The 15,056-nt window shown below is 42.6% G+C and carries 13 protein-coding genes; 11 read left to right on the forward strand and 2 right to left on the reverse strand.

The genetic code is table 11. The annotated features are described in order from the left end of the window. Position 1: 1 nt before the first annotated feature. The 9 genes from ACCB35_RS11000 (at position 2) to ACCB35_RS11040 (ending at position 9,449) form a co-directional block, all read left to right on the forward strand. On the forward strand, positions 2-934 hold the full coding sequence (locus ACCB35_RS11000; protein WP_044337092.1) for an ABC transporter permease: 933 nt from the start codon (positions 2-4) through the stop codon (positions 932-934). Then, a complete protein-coding gene (locus ACCB35_RS11005) occupies positions 934-1,887 on the forward strand; it encodes an ABC transporter permease (RefSeq protein ID WP_374056899.1) in 954 nt (317 codons plus the stop codon). Before ACCB35_RS11000 ends, ACCB35_RS11005 begins: the two co-directional genes overlap by 1 nt. A gap of 9 nt (positions 1,888-1,896) precedes the next feature. Further along, positions 1,897-2,910 carry an ABC transporter ATP-binding protein gene (locus ACCB35_RS11010; protein WP_374056900.1) on the forward strand — a complete coding sequence of 338 codons (1,014 nt, stop codon included), beginning with the start codon at positions 1,897-1,899 and terminating at the stop codon, positions 2,908-2,910. A gap of 42 nt (positions 2,911-2,952) precedes the next feature. Further along, the gene (locus tag ACCB35_RS11015; protein WP_374056901.1) at positions 2,953-4,578 is read left to right on the forward strand and encodes a peptide ABC transporter substrate-binding protein; all 1,626 of its coding nucleotides are present in this window, start codon (positions 2,953-2,955) and stop codon (positions 4,576-4,578) included. 91 nt (positions 4,579-4,669) lie between these two features. After that, the gene (locus ACCB35_RS11020) at positions 4,670-5,608 is read left to right on the forward strand and encodes an LD-carboxypeptidase (RefSeq protein WP_374056902.1); all 939 of its coding nucleotides are present in this window, start codon (positions 4,670-4,672) and stop codon (positions 5,606-5,608) included. Next, entirely contained in the window at positions 5,605-6,684 is a 1,080-nt protein-coding gene (locus tag ACCB35_RS11025) for a mandelate racemase/muconate lactonizing enzyme family protein (protein WP_374056903.1), read from the forward strand. Before ACCB35_RS11020 ends, ACCB35_RS11025 begins: the two co-directional genes overlap by 4 nt. A 22-nt stretch (positions 6,685-6,706) precedes the next feature. Next, positions 6,707-7,630, forward strand: a complete 924-nt coding sequence (locus tag ACCB35_RS11030) for an NlpC/P60 family protein (RefSeq protein WP_374056904.1) — start codon at positions 6,707-6,709, stop codon at positions 7,628-7,630. Continuing rightward, positions 7,627-8,631, forward strand: a complete 1,005-nt coding sequence (locus ACCB35_RS11035; protein ID WP_374056905.1) for an ABC transporter ATP-binding protein — start codon at positions 7,627-7,629, stop codon at positions 8,629-8,631. The genes ACCB35_RS11030 and ACCB35_RS11035 overlap by 4 nt, the downstream gene beginning before the upstream one ends. 17 nt (positions 8,632-8,648) lie before the next feature. Next, complete coding sequence (locus ACCB35_RS11040; protein WP_374056906.1) at positions 8,649-9,449, forward strand: serine hydrolase; 801 nt, start codon at positions 8,649-8,651, stop codon at positions 9,447-9,449. A 19-nt stretch (positions 9,450-9,468) separates the two neighbouring features. On the opposite strand, the gene ACCB35_RS11045 is transcribed toward ACCB35_RS11040, so the two are convergent. Then, positions 9,469-10,302, reverse strand: a complete 834-nt coding sequence (locus ACCB35_RS11045) for an STAS domain-containing protein (protein ID WP_374056907.1) — start codon at positions 10,300-10,302, stop codon at positions 9,469-9,471. Between the two features lie 320 nt (positions 10,303-10,622). Here ACCB35_RS11045 and ACCB35_RS11050 point away from each other — a divergent pair, with 320 nt between their 5' ends. Next, a complete protein-coding gene (locus ACCB35_RS11050; RefSeq protein ID WP_374056908.1) occupies positions 10,623-11,150 on the forward strand; it encodes a helix-turn-helix domain-containing protein in 528 nt (175 codons plus the stop codon). A gap of 157 nt (positions 11,151-11,307) precedes the next feature. Here ACCB35_RS11050 and ACCB35_RS11055 read toward each other — a convergent pair whose 3' ends face one another. After that, entirely contained in the window at positions 11,308-11,610 is a 303-nt protein-coding gene (locus ACCB35_RS11055; RefSeq protein WP_374056997.1) for a DUF3889 domain-containing protein, read from the reverse strand. A 310-nt stretch (positions 11,611-11,920) separates the two neighbouring features. On the opposite strand from ACCB35_RS11055, the gene ACCB35_RS11060 reads away from it, so the two are divergent. Beyond that, positions 11,921-14,998 (forward strand): GNAT family N-acetyltransferase, encoded by a 3,078-nt coding sequence (locus ACCB35_RS11060; protein ID WP_374056909.1) that lies wholly within the window; start codon positions 11,921-11,923, stop codon positions 14,996-14,998. Positions 14,999-15,056: the final 58 nt, after the last annotated feature.

Raw genomic sequence — 15,056 nt, forward strand, 5'->3', positions numbered from 1 at the left:
AATGGGTACATATCTGTTAAAACGGCTACTGGCCATGGTGATTACATTATGGCTTATTGTGACATTAACATTTTTCTTAATGCATGCCATACCAGGGTCACCTTTTAATGAAGAGCGAAACACAAGTGAGATCGTACAGCAGAATTTAGAAGCTCATTATCATTTGAATGAGCCGTTGATGGTTCAATATTTTCTCTATTTAAAGTCTCTGGTTTCATTGGACTTAGGTCCATCTATTACACAGCCATCTCAGACCGTTAATGATTTATTAGGCAGGGGATTTCCGATTTCCTTTGAATTAGGGATGATTACTCTCGTGATTGCTGTTCTTTCCGGGATCATCCTGGGAATACTGGCTGCCCTTAGACATAACGGAATGATAGATTATATGGCTATGACGTTTGCCGTACTGGGGATTTCCATTCCAAACTTTGTAATGGCCACGTTACTTATTCAGCAAGTGGCAGTAAACTGGGGAATCCTTCCTGTAGCCACATGGACGAGCTGGCGGCACATGGTTCTTCCGACCTTGGCATTAGCGACAGGGCCAATGGCGATCATAGCACGTCTGACTCGTTCAAGTATGTTGGAAGTGTTAACCCAGGATTATATTCGAACAGCCCGGGCCAAAGGGTTGTCACCAATCAAGATTGTGTTTAAGCACGCCCTGCGCAATGCCTTACTGCCGGTTGTAACCGTACTGGGTACTCTAGCAGCAGGAATCCTAACAGGAACATTCGTTATTGAGCAAATCTTTGCTATTCCCGGAATGGGAAAGTATTTCGTGGAGAGCATCAATCAGCGTGATTATCCTGTCATTATGGGAACGACTGTATTTTACAGTGCATTTCTCATACTCATGCTGTTTCTAGTTGATTTAGCTTATGGTTTCCTTGATCCACGTATTAAGTTACACAAGAAGGAGGCGAAATAATGGGGGTTCCAAAACACCAAGAGACAAATGTGACTCCAGATGTGCTCGATGAATGGTTCACACCCAAGCAGAGGAATAAAGTTGATGCAGAAGCGGTGGTCAGACCGAGTCTATCTTATTGGCAGGATGCGTGGAAGCGTCTTGTGAAAAATAAGCTGGCGATGCTTGGCTTTGTATTTTTAATAGGTTTGATCGTGATGGCTGTCATTGGACCCATTATTTCTCCCCATGATGTGACGAAACAAACGCTCTCGAACCAAAACCTGCCGCCTTCCGGTGATCACTGGTTTGGTACCGACGATATGGGACGAGATGTATTTACCCGTACGTGGTACGGGGCACGCATCTCATTGTTTGTAGGATTTATGGCAGCACTGATTGATTTTGTTATCGGGATCGTCTATGGAGGCATTGCCGGCTATAAAGGTGGAAAAACAGACAACGTGATGATGCGAATTGTTGAAATTCTCTACGGTTTGCCATACTTGTTAGTCGTTATTTTATTAATGGTCGTAATGGGTCCCGGGCTACTCACGATTATCGTTGCTTTAACCGTAACGGGCTGGATTGGGATGGCCAGGATTGTAAGGGGCCAGGTGCTCCAAATCAAAAACTATGAATTCATTCTGGCTTCTAAGACGTTTGGAACAAAGACGGCCCGTATCATTCGTAAGAATCTACTGCCTAATACGATGGGGCCGATTATCGTTCAGATGACACTGACCGTACCAAGCGCTATTTTTGCTGAAGCATTCCTAAGCTTCCTTGGATTGGGAATTCAAGCACCCTTTGCGAGTTGGGGAGTCATGGCCAATGACGGCTTATCTACGATTCTATCAGGCTATTGGTGGCGTTTATTCTTCCCGGCTTTATTTATTTCACTGACTATGTTCTCATTCAACGTTTTGGGTGACGGACTCCAAGATGCACTTGATCCGAAGCTAAGGAGGTAATGAATCATCATGAATCAAGTATTATCTGTACAGGATCTCCATGTACATTTCTCGACATATGGAGGAGAAGTTAAAGCGGTTCGGGGAGTGAGCTTTGATTTAAACAAAGGGGAAACGCTTGCCATTGTGGGCGAATCAGGATGCGGTAAGAGCGTAACGTCTCAAAGCATTATGAGATTGATTCCGGATCCTCCGGGAAAGGTGACGAACGGAAGGATTCTTTTCAAGGGAAGAGACCTTTTGAAACTGACCGAGCCACAAATGAGAAAGATCCGGGGAGCTGACATTTCCATGATTTTTCAGGATCCCATGACGGCTCTAAACCCAACCCTGACAATCGGGGAACAAATTATAGAAGGAATTCTGCAGCATAACGATGTATCCAAGAAACAAGCCAGACAAAGAGCGATTGAGATGCTGACGCTTGTTAGTATTCCAAACCCGGAAGAACGATTAAAGCAATATCCCCATCAATTTAGTGGGGGAATGCGACAGCGTATTGTTATTGCGATGTCACTCGTATGTGAGCCAGACGTGTTAATCGCAGATGAGCCAACAACAGCCCTCGATGTAACCATTCAGGCGCAGATTTTGGAATTATTCAAAGAGATCCAGCAGAAAACCGGGGTCTCGATCATTTTGATCACCCATGATTTGGGTGTTGTAGCTCAAGTTGCTGATCGGATCGCCGTCATGTATGCCGGGAAAATTGTAGAGGAAGGAAACAGAAGAGAAATCTTCTATCACCCTCAGCATCCGTATACACAAGGTTTGCTGAAATCAGTTCCAAGGCTTGATCTTGATGGGGAAGATCTGATTCCGATACCCGGTTCACCGCCAGATTTATTTTCACCACCCATCGGATGTCCTTTCGTTCCCCGGTGTGAAAAGGCGATGGAAGTGTGCGACCGTGTGTATCCAGCGAAAACACAGCTATCAAACGATCACCATGTCGACTGCTGGCTTCAGGATAAACGTGCCAAAAAAGCGATGCTTTCATCGATTAGCTTAACTTTCCGTTAAGTTAATTGTTTGATAGATAAAAAGAATAAGAGGGGGAAGAACATGAAGAAGCTATTATCAGTTTTTTTAGTGGGTATGCTCTTGTTTGTGTTGGCAGCTTGTACAGCCACGAAGGATGCAGGCAGTGAGTCAAGCAGTGGAGACAGTAAGAAAGAAAATGCAGGAAAGGTTCTTCACTTGAATAATGGTGCTGAACCAACGTCTTTTGATCCTCCAATTGGATTCGACTCCTACTCCTGGACAGCATTAAACAATTTAATGGAGGGGATGACGCGCTTAAACGCCAATCATGAACCCGAAGCAGCCATGGCAGAAAAATGGGACGTGTCCGAAGATGGAAAAGTATACACGTTTCACATTCGTGATAATGCCAAATGGTCCAATGGTGATGATGTTACCGCTGGAGACTTTGTATTTGCTTGGAAACGTCTGTTGAATCCCGAAACAGGATCACCGGCTGCTTTCTTAGGTTATTTCATTGAAGGTGGAGAAGCCTTCAATACAGGTACAGGGTCTGCTGATGAAGTGAAGGTAGAAGCGAAGGACGAGAAAACATTCGAGGTCACTTTAACAAGTCCACAAGCCTATTTCTTAAGCGTCATTGCGAATCCGGCATTCTTCCCGATCAATGAGAAGGTTGCTACCGAAAACCCTGAGTGGTTTGCAGAAGCGGATACATTCGTTGCAAATGGGCCGTTTAAATTAACTGAGTGGGAGCATGACAGCCATTTTGTCATGGAAAAGAATGATCAATACTGGGATAAAGATTCAGTGAAATTGGACAAGGTTCACTGGGCAATGGTTAACGATACAAATACAGATTATCAATTATTCAAAACAGGTGAGCTGGATACAGCAGACGTACCGGCTGATTTAAGTAAGCAGTTATTCGAAGAAGGGAAAGTCAATGTAGAAGATCAAGCAGGAACCTACTTCTACCGTTTCAATTTAGAAAAAGAGCCTTTCCAAAATCAAAACATCCGCAAAGCATTCGCCATGGCAGTTGATCAACAGCAAATGGTCGACTTTGTGACAAAGAACAAAGAAAAAGCAGCATATGGCTTCGTATCGAAAGGGTTCAAGGATCCTTCAGGAAAAGACTTCCGTGAAGCTAACGGAGATTTAGTGAAAACAGATGTTGAAGAAGCAAAAGCCCTTCTGGAAAAAGGAATGAAAGAGGAAGGTTACGATAAGTTACCAGAGGTAACCTTAACGTACAGTACAAGTGATACACATCAAAAAATCGCTGAAGCCCTTCAACAAATGTTCAAGGAGAACCTAGAGGTAGACGTGAAATTAGCCAATATGGAATGGAACGTATTCCAGGACGAGCAAAAAGCATTGAAGTTCCAATTATCACGAAGCTCATTCCTGGCAGACTATGCAGACCCGATCAATTTCTTGGAAAACTTCCAAACAGGCCACTCTATGAACCGAACAGGTTGGAGTAATGAAAAGTTTGACAGCTTAATCAAAGAAGCCATGAATGAAGCAGATGAAGCGAAGCGCTTCGAATTAATGTATGAAGCAGAGAAAATCTTAATGGACGAAATGCCGATCATTCCAATCCACTTCTACAACCACGTGTACTTACAGAATGAAGATGTATCCGGCATTGTTCGTCATCCAGTTGGATACATGGAATTAAAATGGGCAGATAAGAAATAATTGCTATAACCAAAAGTGAGTGGAGAAGACGCAAGGCTACTAGAAGCCTTGTGTTTGCTCCCTCTTTTTCTACGAAAGGGGTAAAGAACGCATGGTGATAAAACCGTCAAAACTGGGAGCAGGGGATACAGTAGGAGTCATTGCTCCAGCAAGCCCTCCTAAACCTGGACCATTAAAAAAAGCCATATCATTTCTTGAAGAATTAGGTTTGGACATAAAGCTTGGGAGATCTGTCCATAAGAAATATGGTTACCTGGCAGGTTATGATGAAGAACGGATAGAAGACATACATATGATGTTTAAAGACCATGAGGTGAAAGCCATCTTTTGTACTTGCGGCGGTTTCGGGACAGGACGGATCGCATCCCGATTGGATTACACCTTGATAAGGGAAAATCCTAAAATCTTTTGGGGATATAGTGATATCACCTTTTTACATACAGCCATTCATCAACAAACAGGAATCGTGACATTCCATGGCCCTATGTTAAGTTCTGATATTGGTCTTTCTGATGTACATAACTTAACAAAGAAGTCTTTTGAACAGCTTTTTCAATCGAAAGACATCGTATACACAAGTAAACTATCCCCATTGGAAACAGTTGTAGAAGGCATGGCAAGCGGCCCTGTAATCGGTGGGAACCTCACCTTATTGGTAAGCACATTAGGTACTCCTTTTGAAGTGGATACAAAAGGTAAGATCCTATTTATCGAGGATATTGATGAAGAACCCTATAAAGTGGACAGAATGATGAATCAGCTAAAAATGGCGGGGAAATTCCATGACGCATGTGGAATCATCATCGGGGACTTCAAAAACTGTGTGCCGGAAAAACGCGATCAATCCCTGACTCTCGATGAGGTGCTCAAGGAACATATCTCAAATGCAGGTAAGCCCGTACTAAAAGGGTTTAAGATCGGACATTCCTCTCCAAGTATCGCCATCCCTGTTGGGAGCATAGGAAGAATGAACACACATGACCAAACATTCATAGTCGAAACTGGTATAAGCGAGGATAATGATAAATGAAGATCCATCAAATGGAAACATTCCGAACGGCTGTCCCATTGCATACTCCTTTCAAAACTGCTTTACGAACCGTTGAAGTGGCAGAATCCATCGTAGTGAAAATAACCTGTGATGATGGGACTGTTGGATGGGGAGAAGCACCGCCAACTGTCGTGATTACAGGGGACAGCTTACCGAGCATTGAGTCGGCTATAAGACAAGTGATCAAGCCTGCCCTCATAGGCAAGGATCTCTTAAATTATGAACAGATTTTTCAGCGATTACATTCATTACTTGTCCGTAACTCAAGCGCAAAGGCTGCTGTTGATATGGCCCTATATGATTGCCTATCTCAGCACTGCAATCTTCCACTCTATCAATTTCTTGGCGGGTACCGTCATGAACTGGAAACGGATTATACAGTGAGTGTAAATAGCCCAAGGGAGATGGGTGAGGATGCAGAAGCATATGTGAAGCAGGGATTCAACGTACTGAAGGTAAAAGTGGGAAAAGATGAAATAGAGACTGATATTAAAAGAATTCATGAAATCCGTCAACGAATCGGATACGATATCAAAATTCGACTGGATGCCAATCAAGGCTGGGAATCGAAAGCTGCTATCAAAGCGATTCGTAAAATGGAAGACCTTGATCTTAATATTGAATTAGTCGAACAGCCTGTACCTGCTCATGACATTGAAGGGCTGAAGAGAGTCACTGATGGAGTGGATACACTGATTATGGCAGATGAGAGTGTTTTTACACCATATCAAGCATTTGAGGTGTTAAAAACCCGCAGTGCAGACCTGATCAATATCAAACTCATGAAAGCCGGCGGCATTTATTACGCTCAGAAAATTAACGATCTGGCGGAGATTTGTGGTGTCGAATGTATGGTAGGGAGCATGATTGAAACACGCCTTGGTATTACGGCCGCAGCTCATTTTGCAGCAAGCAAGAAAAACGTGACCCGATTTGATTTCGACGCCCCTCTTATGTTGGCAAAAGATATTGTAAAGGGAGGCATAGAATATAACGGTCGAGTGATCACGATGCCCACCCAACCCGGGTTAGGGATAGAGGGAGTACTATTTTAAGTGAATGCGAGGGGGAATTAATATGACGACAAAAGCGCTAATAGCAGTACCCGTATCAACCGTATGGACATCCAAGGATTCAGCCCGTGATTTGGATTCACCTGCCGTTTCCAATCCCGTTCGAATCAACGAATGGTTAGATTCCTTAACACATGCAACCCGGTTGGCTCTGTGCGATGAAAACCGTATACAATCTCAAGCATTATTCGGCCAAGAAGTATTGGTGATGGAAGAGAGTAATGGTTGGTCCCATGTGATCATTCCAGAACAAGCCTCATCGAAAGACAGTAGAGGATACCCTGGTTGGGTTCCAAGTGTTCAACTTTCACAAGGGGAACTACCTCAAACGGATACATATGCCATCGTCAAAAGCAAATTTACGGATTTAATCAATGAAAAAAACGAGATCGAGTTGGAACTGAGTTTTCAAACGATTTTACCCGTTGTAAAAGAGCATGATCACGTTATTGAAGTGGCCACCCCGATAGGTACACGCTTCGTAAAGCAGAAAGATGTATTTATCTCATCCGCGAAGGGTAACGATCAAAAGGGGAGCGGCCAAGACATCGTCACTTCAGGAGAAGCCTTTCTTCATCTTCCTTATTTATGGGGTGGGATGACGAGCTATGGGTTTGATTGCTCAGGGTTCAGCTATACCATGTGCAAGGCAAATGGTTATCTGATTCCCCGTGATGCAAATGACCAGGCAAAAGAGGGAATAGAAGTAGAACTGGATCAATTAGAGCCTGGTGATCTCTTATTTTTTGCATATGAAGAAGGTAAGGGGAACATTCATCACGTTGGGATCTATCATGGTGACGGACAAATGATCCACTCTCCCAATACTGGGAAAACCATTGAAATTCTCTCACTGAAAGGTACCTACTACGAGAAAGAATTATGTATCGCAAGACGCTACTGGGAGGAAAAGGAGGAATCATCATGACGAATCACAAACTACTCGAAGTAAAGGAATTGAAAAAATACTTTCAGCTTGAGAAAGGGAAAACCTTGAAGGCAGTAGATCGTATTTCATTTGATATTTATAAAGGTGAGACATTTGGATTAGTAGGGGAATCGGGTTGTGGGAAGTCGACCACAGGCCGTACCATTATCGGTTTGTATGACAGGACAGAAGGAGAAGTCCTGTATGACGGGAAGAACGTTCACACACTCTCTGAAAAAGAAAAGCTATCCTTTTATCGAAACATGCAGATGATTTTCCAGGATCCGTACGCTTCTCTTAATCCACGTTCAACGGTCCGTGAAATTATTGCAGAACCGATGGAAGCCCACAATTTATACCGGGATAAAAAAGAACAGATGGAACGTATTTATCAACTGCTGGAAGACGTCGGATTGAATAGGGATCATGCTAATCGCTATCCCCACGAATTCAGTGGTGGACAGCGTCAGCGTATTGGCATAGCTCGGGCGCTGGCCCTTAACCCAGACTTCATTATCGCCGATGAACCGATTTCTGCTCTGGATGTTTCCGTACAAGCTCAGATTGTAAATCTACTGAAAAAACTTCAAAAAGAAAAGGGTTTGACATTTTTATTCATTGCTCATGATTTATCAATGGTAAAGCATATTAGTAACCGCATCGGAGTGATGTACCTGGGACATATGGTTGAGTTAACCGAGAGTAAGGAGCTTTATAAGAAGCCTCTTCACCCCTATACCCAAGCCTTACTTTCGGCGATCCCCATTCCTGATCCCGATGTAGAGGATGAGCGTGAACGAATGATTATTCAAGGGGAAATCCCCAGTCCGATCAATCCACCAAGTGGCTGTGTATTCAGGACCCGTTGCCCTGCAGCCATGGAAGCATGTGCCACCCATAAGCCTAAATGGCAGGAAATAGAGGAAAAGCACTTTGTGGCTTGTCACCTTTACGACAAGGAAGTCGCAAGGGATCATGACGAAGTAGCAGTCACTAAGTAAAGGGATGAAGGAGATAAATGAAGACATTACTTGAACATAAAATACGGGAAGTAATGGATCTTTGTAATGGGAGGGTCAGTGTTGCCATTGACCTTCCATCACAATCCATCCAAATCAATGGGGACAGATCTTATTCTGCTGCCAGCTTAATCAAGATTCCCATTTTACTAGAAGGCTTCCGTCAATCAGAGGAAGGGAAGATTTCCCTTAGTGAAAAGGTTACCGTTCCCAGAGAAGGAAGAGTGGGGGGCGCCGGAGTACTCGCGGCACTTTCAGAGAACCTATCACTGACAATAGAAGACCTCCTCACTCTTATGATCATCGTTTCAGATAACACGGCCTCAAATCTTCTTATAGACCGACTTGGTTCAAATGCAATACAAGAACTTTGCAACTCTTTAAAATTAAAGCAAACCAAACTTCGTAGGAAGCTTATGGATTTTAAAGCAATGGAGCAGGGCTTGAATAACGATACTTCGGCACTAGATATCATCTCTTGCTTAAAGGTACTGGATAACAGTCCGGAATTCAGTCAAACCAGCCGCGAAAAAATGGTACATATCTTACATAAGCAGCAATTTGATAATAAGCTCCCTTCAAGGATGGATCGAGAAGTTGTATTTGTGGCAAATAAAACAGGAGAACTACCGGGGATCGAGCATGATTGCGCCATCTTAAAGCTCGGAAATAAAACTGCCTACATAGCTGTTTTAATCGATGAGCTTGGAGAAAACGAATCAGGGAAGGATACCATTGCTCAGATCGGGAAGTTGATTTTCGATTTTTTGATCAATGAAGACAATCAGAAGAGCAGATGAACCACAAAAGTAAAGCACCCTAAAACCTCAGGGTGCTTTTGCTTTTTTGTAAATGGATTAGGGCTGTATGAAGACTTGCGAAAGTCGGGATATGGTTGATGACAATGCCAAGATTGACCATGGTTTGAGCTATTTCTGGTCTGATACCAGTCAAAACTGCTTGAATCCCGGCTAATTTAAGCGCGGCCACCACTTTAAATAACTGATCTGCCACCATCGTATCGACAACGGAAACTCCGGACAAATCAATAATGAGATACTGTAAACCCAATGCCGATCCTTTAGTGAGTGCCCTTTCCATTAAATCCTTCGCTCGTGTGGAATCAATGTCTCCGATGAGGGGAAGAATGGCAATCGAATTGGTCACCTTGACGATGGGAATGGAAAGCTCTGAGCTGATCGCATCCGAGAGGGGGTGAGAATAGGCAATTGTAATTCGGAAAATGGCCCGGTCCACACCTGAGTGAAAGCGAGAAAGTAAATCGTAAAACGTCTCAATCGACAACTCTTTCTCGATCGCCTCTGCTTTTATCACTTCCCCGATTGCACTCCGAAAGCAGTGAAGATCACTTATCGCTACTTCCAGAGACACGTCCAACTGCTTGAAGAGCGTCACGGAGGAACATGCCCACTTTTCTATGGTTCCTTGTGGTGTATCAGTATCAGCCTGTCGCAATGAGTGAGCCAGCACCTCGATGGAATCCCCCCTCCATTTCCTAAGTGACACATTCACGATATTCGAATAGGAGGAGTCTTTGTTTGCTCTCTCCTGAATCAGTCCCGACTTTGATTCGATGATACGTTTAATGAAATCAAGGTATTTGTTTTCGTCCTGAACGGCCTTTATCGACATATAATAACCTCCTACTATTAATCAACTTTGCGGGTTGTCTAATTATGTAAATATATTTGGAAAAAAGAATAGAGGAAACGTTGGATACTATGTTATGATTTTCAGTAAAGAGTACTAGAGCAATAATACTGATTGGGGAAGTAAAGGTGTCTCATTAAGAGGTCACTGCCTGAAAAGGAATAGGGAGTTTATTATCGATATATTCCTACAATTCTATTATACCGAATATAATCACTTGAAAAAGTGTCTGTTTAGACACTTTCTCAAGTGAAGTATACATTTGTTTTCTGCCATTAAGGTTCAGAAGGGGGGATTGAGGGTTGAATAAAAGGACTTGGCTTACTAAGTTAAGAAAAAGGAAAAAGATGACCCAGCAGGAAGTGGCTGCAAAAGCCTTTATTGAAAGATCCTATTATGCCCAAATTGAAAATGGAATCCGCAAACCGAGTCCTGAGGTAACGATCAAGCTTGGAGAAGTGCTTGACTTTCACGCATCCAGTTTTAATCTGGAGGAAAATCCCTTCTCCATCGCCTTACAGAATGCGCCTGTCATCCTTGCTCATTGTGATACCCAATTACGATATACCTGGATTTTCAATACTCCTGATCTCATTCCGGAAGACCATATTGGTAAAACGGACATAGAGTTGGGTGACAATGACGGAAACCGTGCACTAATGAAGCTAAAGAAAGATGTATTGGATGAAAAGACCCCCATTAGTCGAGTGATTTCGATTCCATTATTATCTGGGAAAATCTCCTATAATGTTTATGCACATCCCTTACTAAATGAGGATGGATTCATTATTGGAGTTGCCACGGCTTCAACCGAAATACATAGTATATGAGCTAAGGATGATGAGCTTGAATATCATTGCCCCATCTATTCACATATAATCCATTTTAATTCCCTATCTTTTGTATTCCATGCAATGCGTATGCAGAAAGTGAAAGGCATAAAAAGAGATCGAAGGGTTACTCAGTTCTTCGATCTCTTTTTTGGAATTATCGATCCGTTTCCCTAAACTTAATATCAACCAGTTTCTCACTATCTGTTTCAAACTCAATATCAACAAATACACCGAATTCTTTCCCGCCTCGTCTTAACCAAAGCTTGAACTTTTCAGTTGAAATTTTTGTTCCATTTTCTTTTCCAATATGAAGATAATCAACGATATCCGCGTCAGGATATCGTTCTTTCGTCTTTCTCACAGCAAGACTTCCCCATTTTGCATAGGAAGGAATCTCATGTTGCGCATGAAGAATCTGAATACCGTCATCGATTGCCAAGTTCCCAACAAACATCATACAGAGAAGAGCTGAAACAAGTCGAATCATTTTCAATGCCATTACCCTCTTTTTATTTTGTAGGGTTATCTTGTGTTGCTAAAATTATTCCCCTTTTCCAATTTCCTTACAATTAAAGATGTTAATGAATTTCTTTCTTAGTTAGAATATTCTTTACTTACTCATCATAAAATCTTAAACTGTGGGTGAGGAAGAAAATCTTTCCAACTAAACGAAGGGAGGCGATGGCGATGATTATAATCGTCGGTGCAGTGCAAAAAATCAATGAGGATGAGATTATATATATTAAAACCTAGCTTGGGAGGACATTATGAAGACAACGCTTGAGCAAGTGAAGATCGTAGAATATCATGAAGGCTTAGCAAAAGGGATAGCGAAAATGTGGAATGAAAGCCGTGAGAATTGGGGTGGGGATTCCGTTGTCACCTCTGAACAAGATGTGAAAGATAAAGAAACTAACTCTACAAATCTCCATCTATTTATAGCCATGGTGGGAGATGAGGTGGCAGGTTACTGTGGATTATCTGAATATCGCGAGGACGAGGGTGCCCTTTACATCCCCCTTCTGAATGTGCACCCAAAGTATCAGGGCTTGAAGATCGGTAAACAACTCGTATTGAAAGCAGTAGAAAAAACTGTTGAGTTAAAATGGCCAAGACTTGATTTATTTACGTGGGCGGGTAATACCAAAGCCGTACCACTATATAAAAAATGCGGTTTCTTCTGGGAAGAGCGAGATGACACTGTCCATCTGATGAATTTCATCCCGATGGTGCTCCAAATCAACTGCCTGAAGCCGTTCTTTGAAAAGTATGATTGGTACACAACGAGTCAGCGCCTGATTGAAATCAAACCAGATGGCCTGAAAGATAAAGAACACACGTATTATGAATATAGATGGGAAGCGGGTGATGAGTTCGTTCGGATTCAATTTGAACGAACCGGGCGAGGCATTCGTTTAATCGAAACACAGGATCTTTTAGTAGAAATGAAGCTTCCTGACTTCAAGATACTCGAGAAAAAAGAACAATACGTAACCTATCATGTAGAAAACCGCAAAGAAAAACCAGTTGAAATCTCCCTAAGAGGGTTATCATCCTCTTATGTAAAGCATGAATTCCATGAGAGCGCTTTAGTGAAAAAGAATTGGATGGGGGAATTCCCTTTAATGGTCACTATGCCAACCAGTGAACCAAGTCCTTGGAAAAAGCACCCGACTGTTGGAGTAACGGTTGAAGTTGACGGTCAATCAGTTCCTTTATCAATAGGACTGTTTCCTAAACAAGCAGGGAAGCTTCATCTAAGAGCGATAAAAAAGAATTGGAAACCCCATAGTAAAGGGATGCTCTATCTTGACTTAGAAAGCCAATTAGAAGAAGAAACTACCTGGACAATCAAACTGCCTGTAAATAAGGTTGTAGAGTGGGAAACCTCAAGTGTGATGGCAAAGATCGAAGGGAAAAAGAGAGTTTCGATACCAATTCCGATCCAGCTTTTGAAAAATGGCTTTTTGTCAGAAGAAATAAAAGTAGAGGTTGAACAGAAAAACGGGGACGTGACTGTTTTTGCCACTCAACTGTCATTGGCTCTACCAGGGTTTGGGGCAAAATTCGGGGGAGAAACAGACGAGCATTGGTCAGGGTTTAATGGCCCACATTATGTTGAGATTGAAAAACGAAACCATATCGTTAAAATCGGGTCTATGAGTTCAACCCAGGATCCGATTACTTTCTTCACACCAAAATTCGGAAAACCATACAGTGAGGAGTTTTCAAAGAAAGAAGCATCTTCTGTGGAGTATATTGAGCTTCCTGAAGCATTAGTGATCAAAACGACATTACGTTCCGATGCCTTTTATTCTATGCTTCTGAATACGTATTTTACTATTTACGGTGACGGCTTAGTGGAAATCAAGCATGAAGTGGTGAATACTGGAGAAGAAGACAGGAAGCATCTTTCCCTTATTCAGCCTGTTTTTATAAACTTTGAAGGAATGGCTATCCCACAAAGGGATGGAGTCTTAATGGGGAACGAGCCACTGGTTCCTTTTATGGAGTATATTAATGAAAAGGATATGGCTGAACGTTGGATTTTCACACGTTCTTCGATTGGTGATACTATCGGACTTGCATGGCCAGAAGAAGCTCTTGCAAGAAAAGATGATTGGCGAATGGCTCTTGAATATGAAATCGACCTGATACAACCCCAAGAAGAAAGGTGTTTAGGTCCCATCCAGGTCGGGATCAATTCAACCAACCACTGGTCTAAGTGGCGGGAATTGGTGGCGGGTCATGAAAGGGAATTGAAAGAGCTGCCCCTATATGCTTTAGAGAAAAAAGTTGGAGATATTGTTTCTTCCGTTGGTGAAACGGAAGATCATTCTTTCCGTTCCATGCTGACTCCTTATATTCATGGTACATTAACCGTTCAAACAGAAAACGAAACATTAGTGAAAGAAGTGGATAAAGCTGAGTCGGTAACCCGTTTAAACCTTGAACTTGCACATTCATCACCAGGTGTAAAATGGATAGCTGGGGAATTCGATTCCCAAAGTCATTTCGGAAAAATAGAAGCTTTGCAACTTGTTAAGGGTAAGAGGGAGGTAAAAGTCGATGGGAACGAAGATGGCTGGTCTGTAGATAATGGCGTCATTTCGTTTAAAGCGTCATCTGCTTATTACCCTGGTATCTATTCCTTATCGATTGACGGTAAGGAAACGTTGGATCATCAATACCCAAACCCGGGTCCACGGGCTTGGTGGAATCCGTGGGGTGGAGGTATCAGATACTCTTTCCAAGCTGTTAGTTCCTATTCAATGTTGAAAGAGGATACTGCAATTGGATCTGTAACCAAGTTGGATCAACACGGCCATCAATGGGCAGGTATTTGTTTAACGACAGAATTTCAGGAGCATGAAAAGATGAAGGGGATTGTTCTTCGTCAGTATGCGTTAACACTCCCAGAGGTGCCTGTCCTGGCTGTATATGCAGAGATTCAGCAGAATTCTGGACGGACGTTTACTGAAGAGTTGCTGGATCTAGAGGCATTCTTCATGCCAGGAGAAACATTGACGTCCAGTTTCGTTAAACTTCCAACACAAGGTATTGTCCATAAGTACTGTGCAGGCGTTGAGGAATTCGTATTGAGGGATACACCATTTATTACTGTTGGCTCAGATGATCACCCAGAATCTGTTACATTTGTTCACCCAAGCACCAGAAAACGGTCAGAAGCTTATTTGAACCAAGATGTGCTCCTGATTGCATCAACAAACAAGTGGTCTGCAGCAACGGGCGAAACCACCGTAATAGAACCGAGCATCCTTTTCTACGGAGAAACACAGTCTCTACAAGCCATCAAACCGCTGCAACACATCAAATTCACTTAATAACAGTGCGAACCTACAATTTCGTAGGTTCGCTTTTTTAGGGATGAGTAGTAGGGAT

Source organism: Rossellomorea sp. FM04394 (assembly GCF_041889765.1).
GTDB classification, from domain to species: domain Bacteria; phylum Bacillota; class Bacilli; order Bacillales; family Bacillaceae_B; genus Rossellomorea; species Rossellomorea aquimaris_B.

Excerpts from the sequence above, each read along its gene's own strand:
- ACCB35_RS11055 (WP_374056997.1), bottom strand. The coding sequence starts at position 11,610 with ATGATGTTTGTTGGGAACTTGGCAATCGATGACGGTATTCAGATTCTT.
- ACCB35_RS11060 (WP_374056909.1), top strand. The coding sequence starts at position 11,921 with ATGAAGACAACGCTTGAGCAAGTGAAGATCGTAGAATATCATGAAGGC.
- ACCB35_RS11040 (WP_374056906.1), top strand. The coding sequence starts at position 8,649 with ATGAAGACATTACTTGAACATAAAATACGGGAAGTAATGGATCTTTGT.
- ACCB35_RS11000 (WP_044337092.1), top strand. The coding sequence starts at position 2 with ATGGGTACATATCTGTTAAAACGGCTACTGGCCATGGTGATTACATTA.
- ACCB35_RS11020 (WP_374056902.1), top strand. The coding sequence starts at position 4,670 with ATGGTGATAAAACCGTCAAAACTGGGAGCAGGGGATACAGTAGGAGTC.
- ACCB35_RS11035 (WP_374056905.1), top strand. The coding sequence starts at position 7,627 with ATGACGAATCACAAACTACTCGAAGTAAAGGAATTGAAAAAATACTTT.
- ACCB35_RS11030 (WP_374056904.1), top strand. The coding sequence starts at position 6,707 with ATGACGACAAAAGCGCTAATAGCAGTACCCGTATCAACCGTATGGACA.
- ACCB35_RS11005 (WP_374056899.1), top strand. The coding sequence starts at position 934 with ATGGGGGTTCCAAAACACCAAGAGACAAATGTGACTCCAGATGTGCTC.
- ACCB35_RS11025 (WP_374056903.1), top strand. The coding sequence starts at position 5,605 with ATGAAGATCCATCAAATGGAAACATTCCGAACGGCTGTCCCATTGCAT.
- ACCB35_RS11045 (WP_374056907.1), bottom strand. The coding sequence starts at position 10,302 with ATGTCGATAAAGGCCGTTCAGGACGAAAACAAATACCTTGATTTCATT.
- ACCB35_RS11010 (WP_374056900.1), top strand. The coding sequence starts at position 1,897 with ATGAATCAAGTATTATCTGTACAGGATCTCCATGTACATTTCTCGACA.
- ACCB35_RS11015 (WP_374056901.1), top strand. The coding sequence starts at position 2,953 with ATGAAGAAGCTATTATCAGTTTTTTTAGTGGGTATGCTCTTGTTTGTG.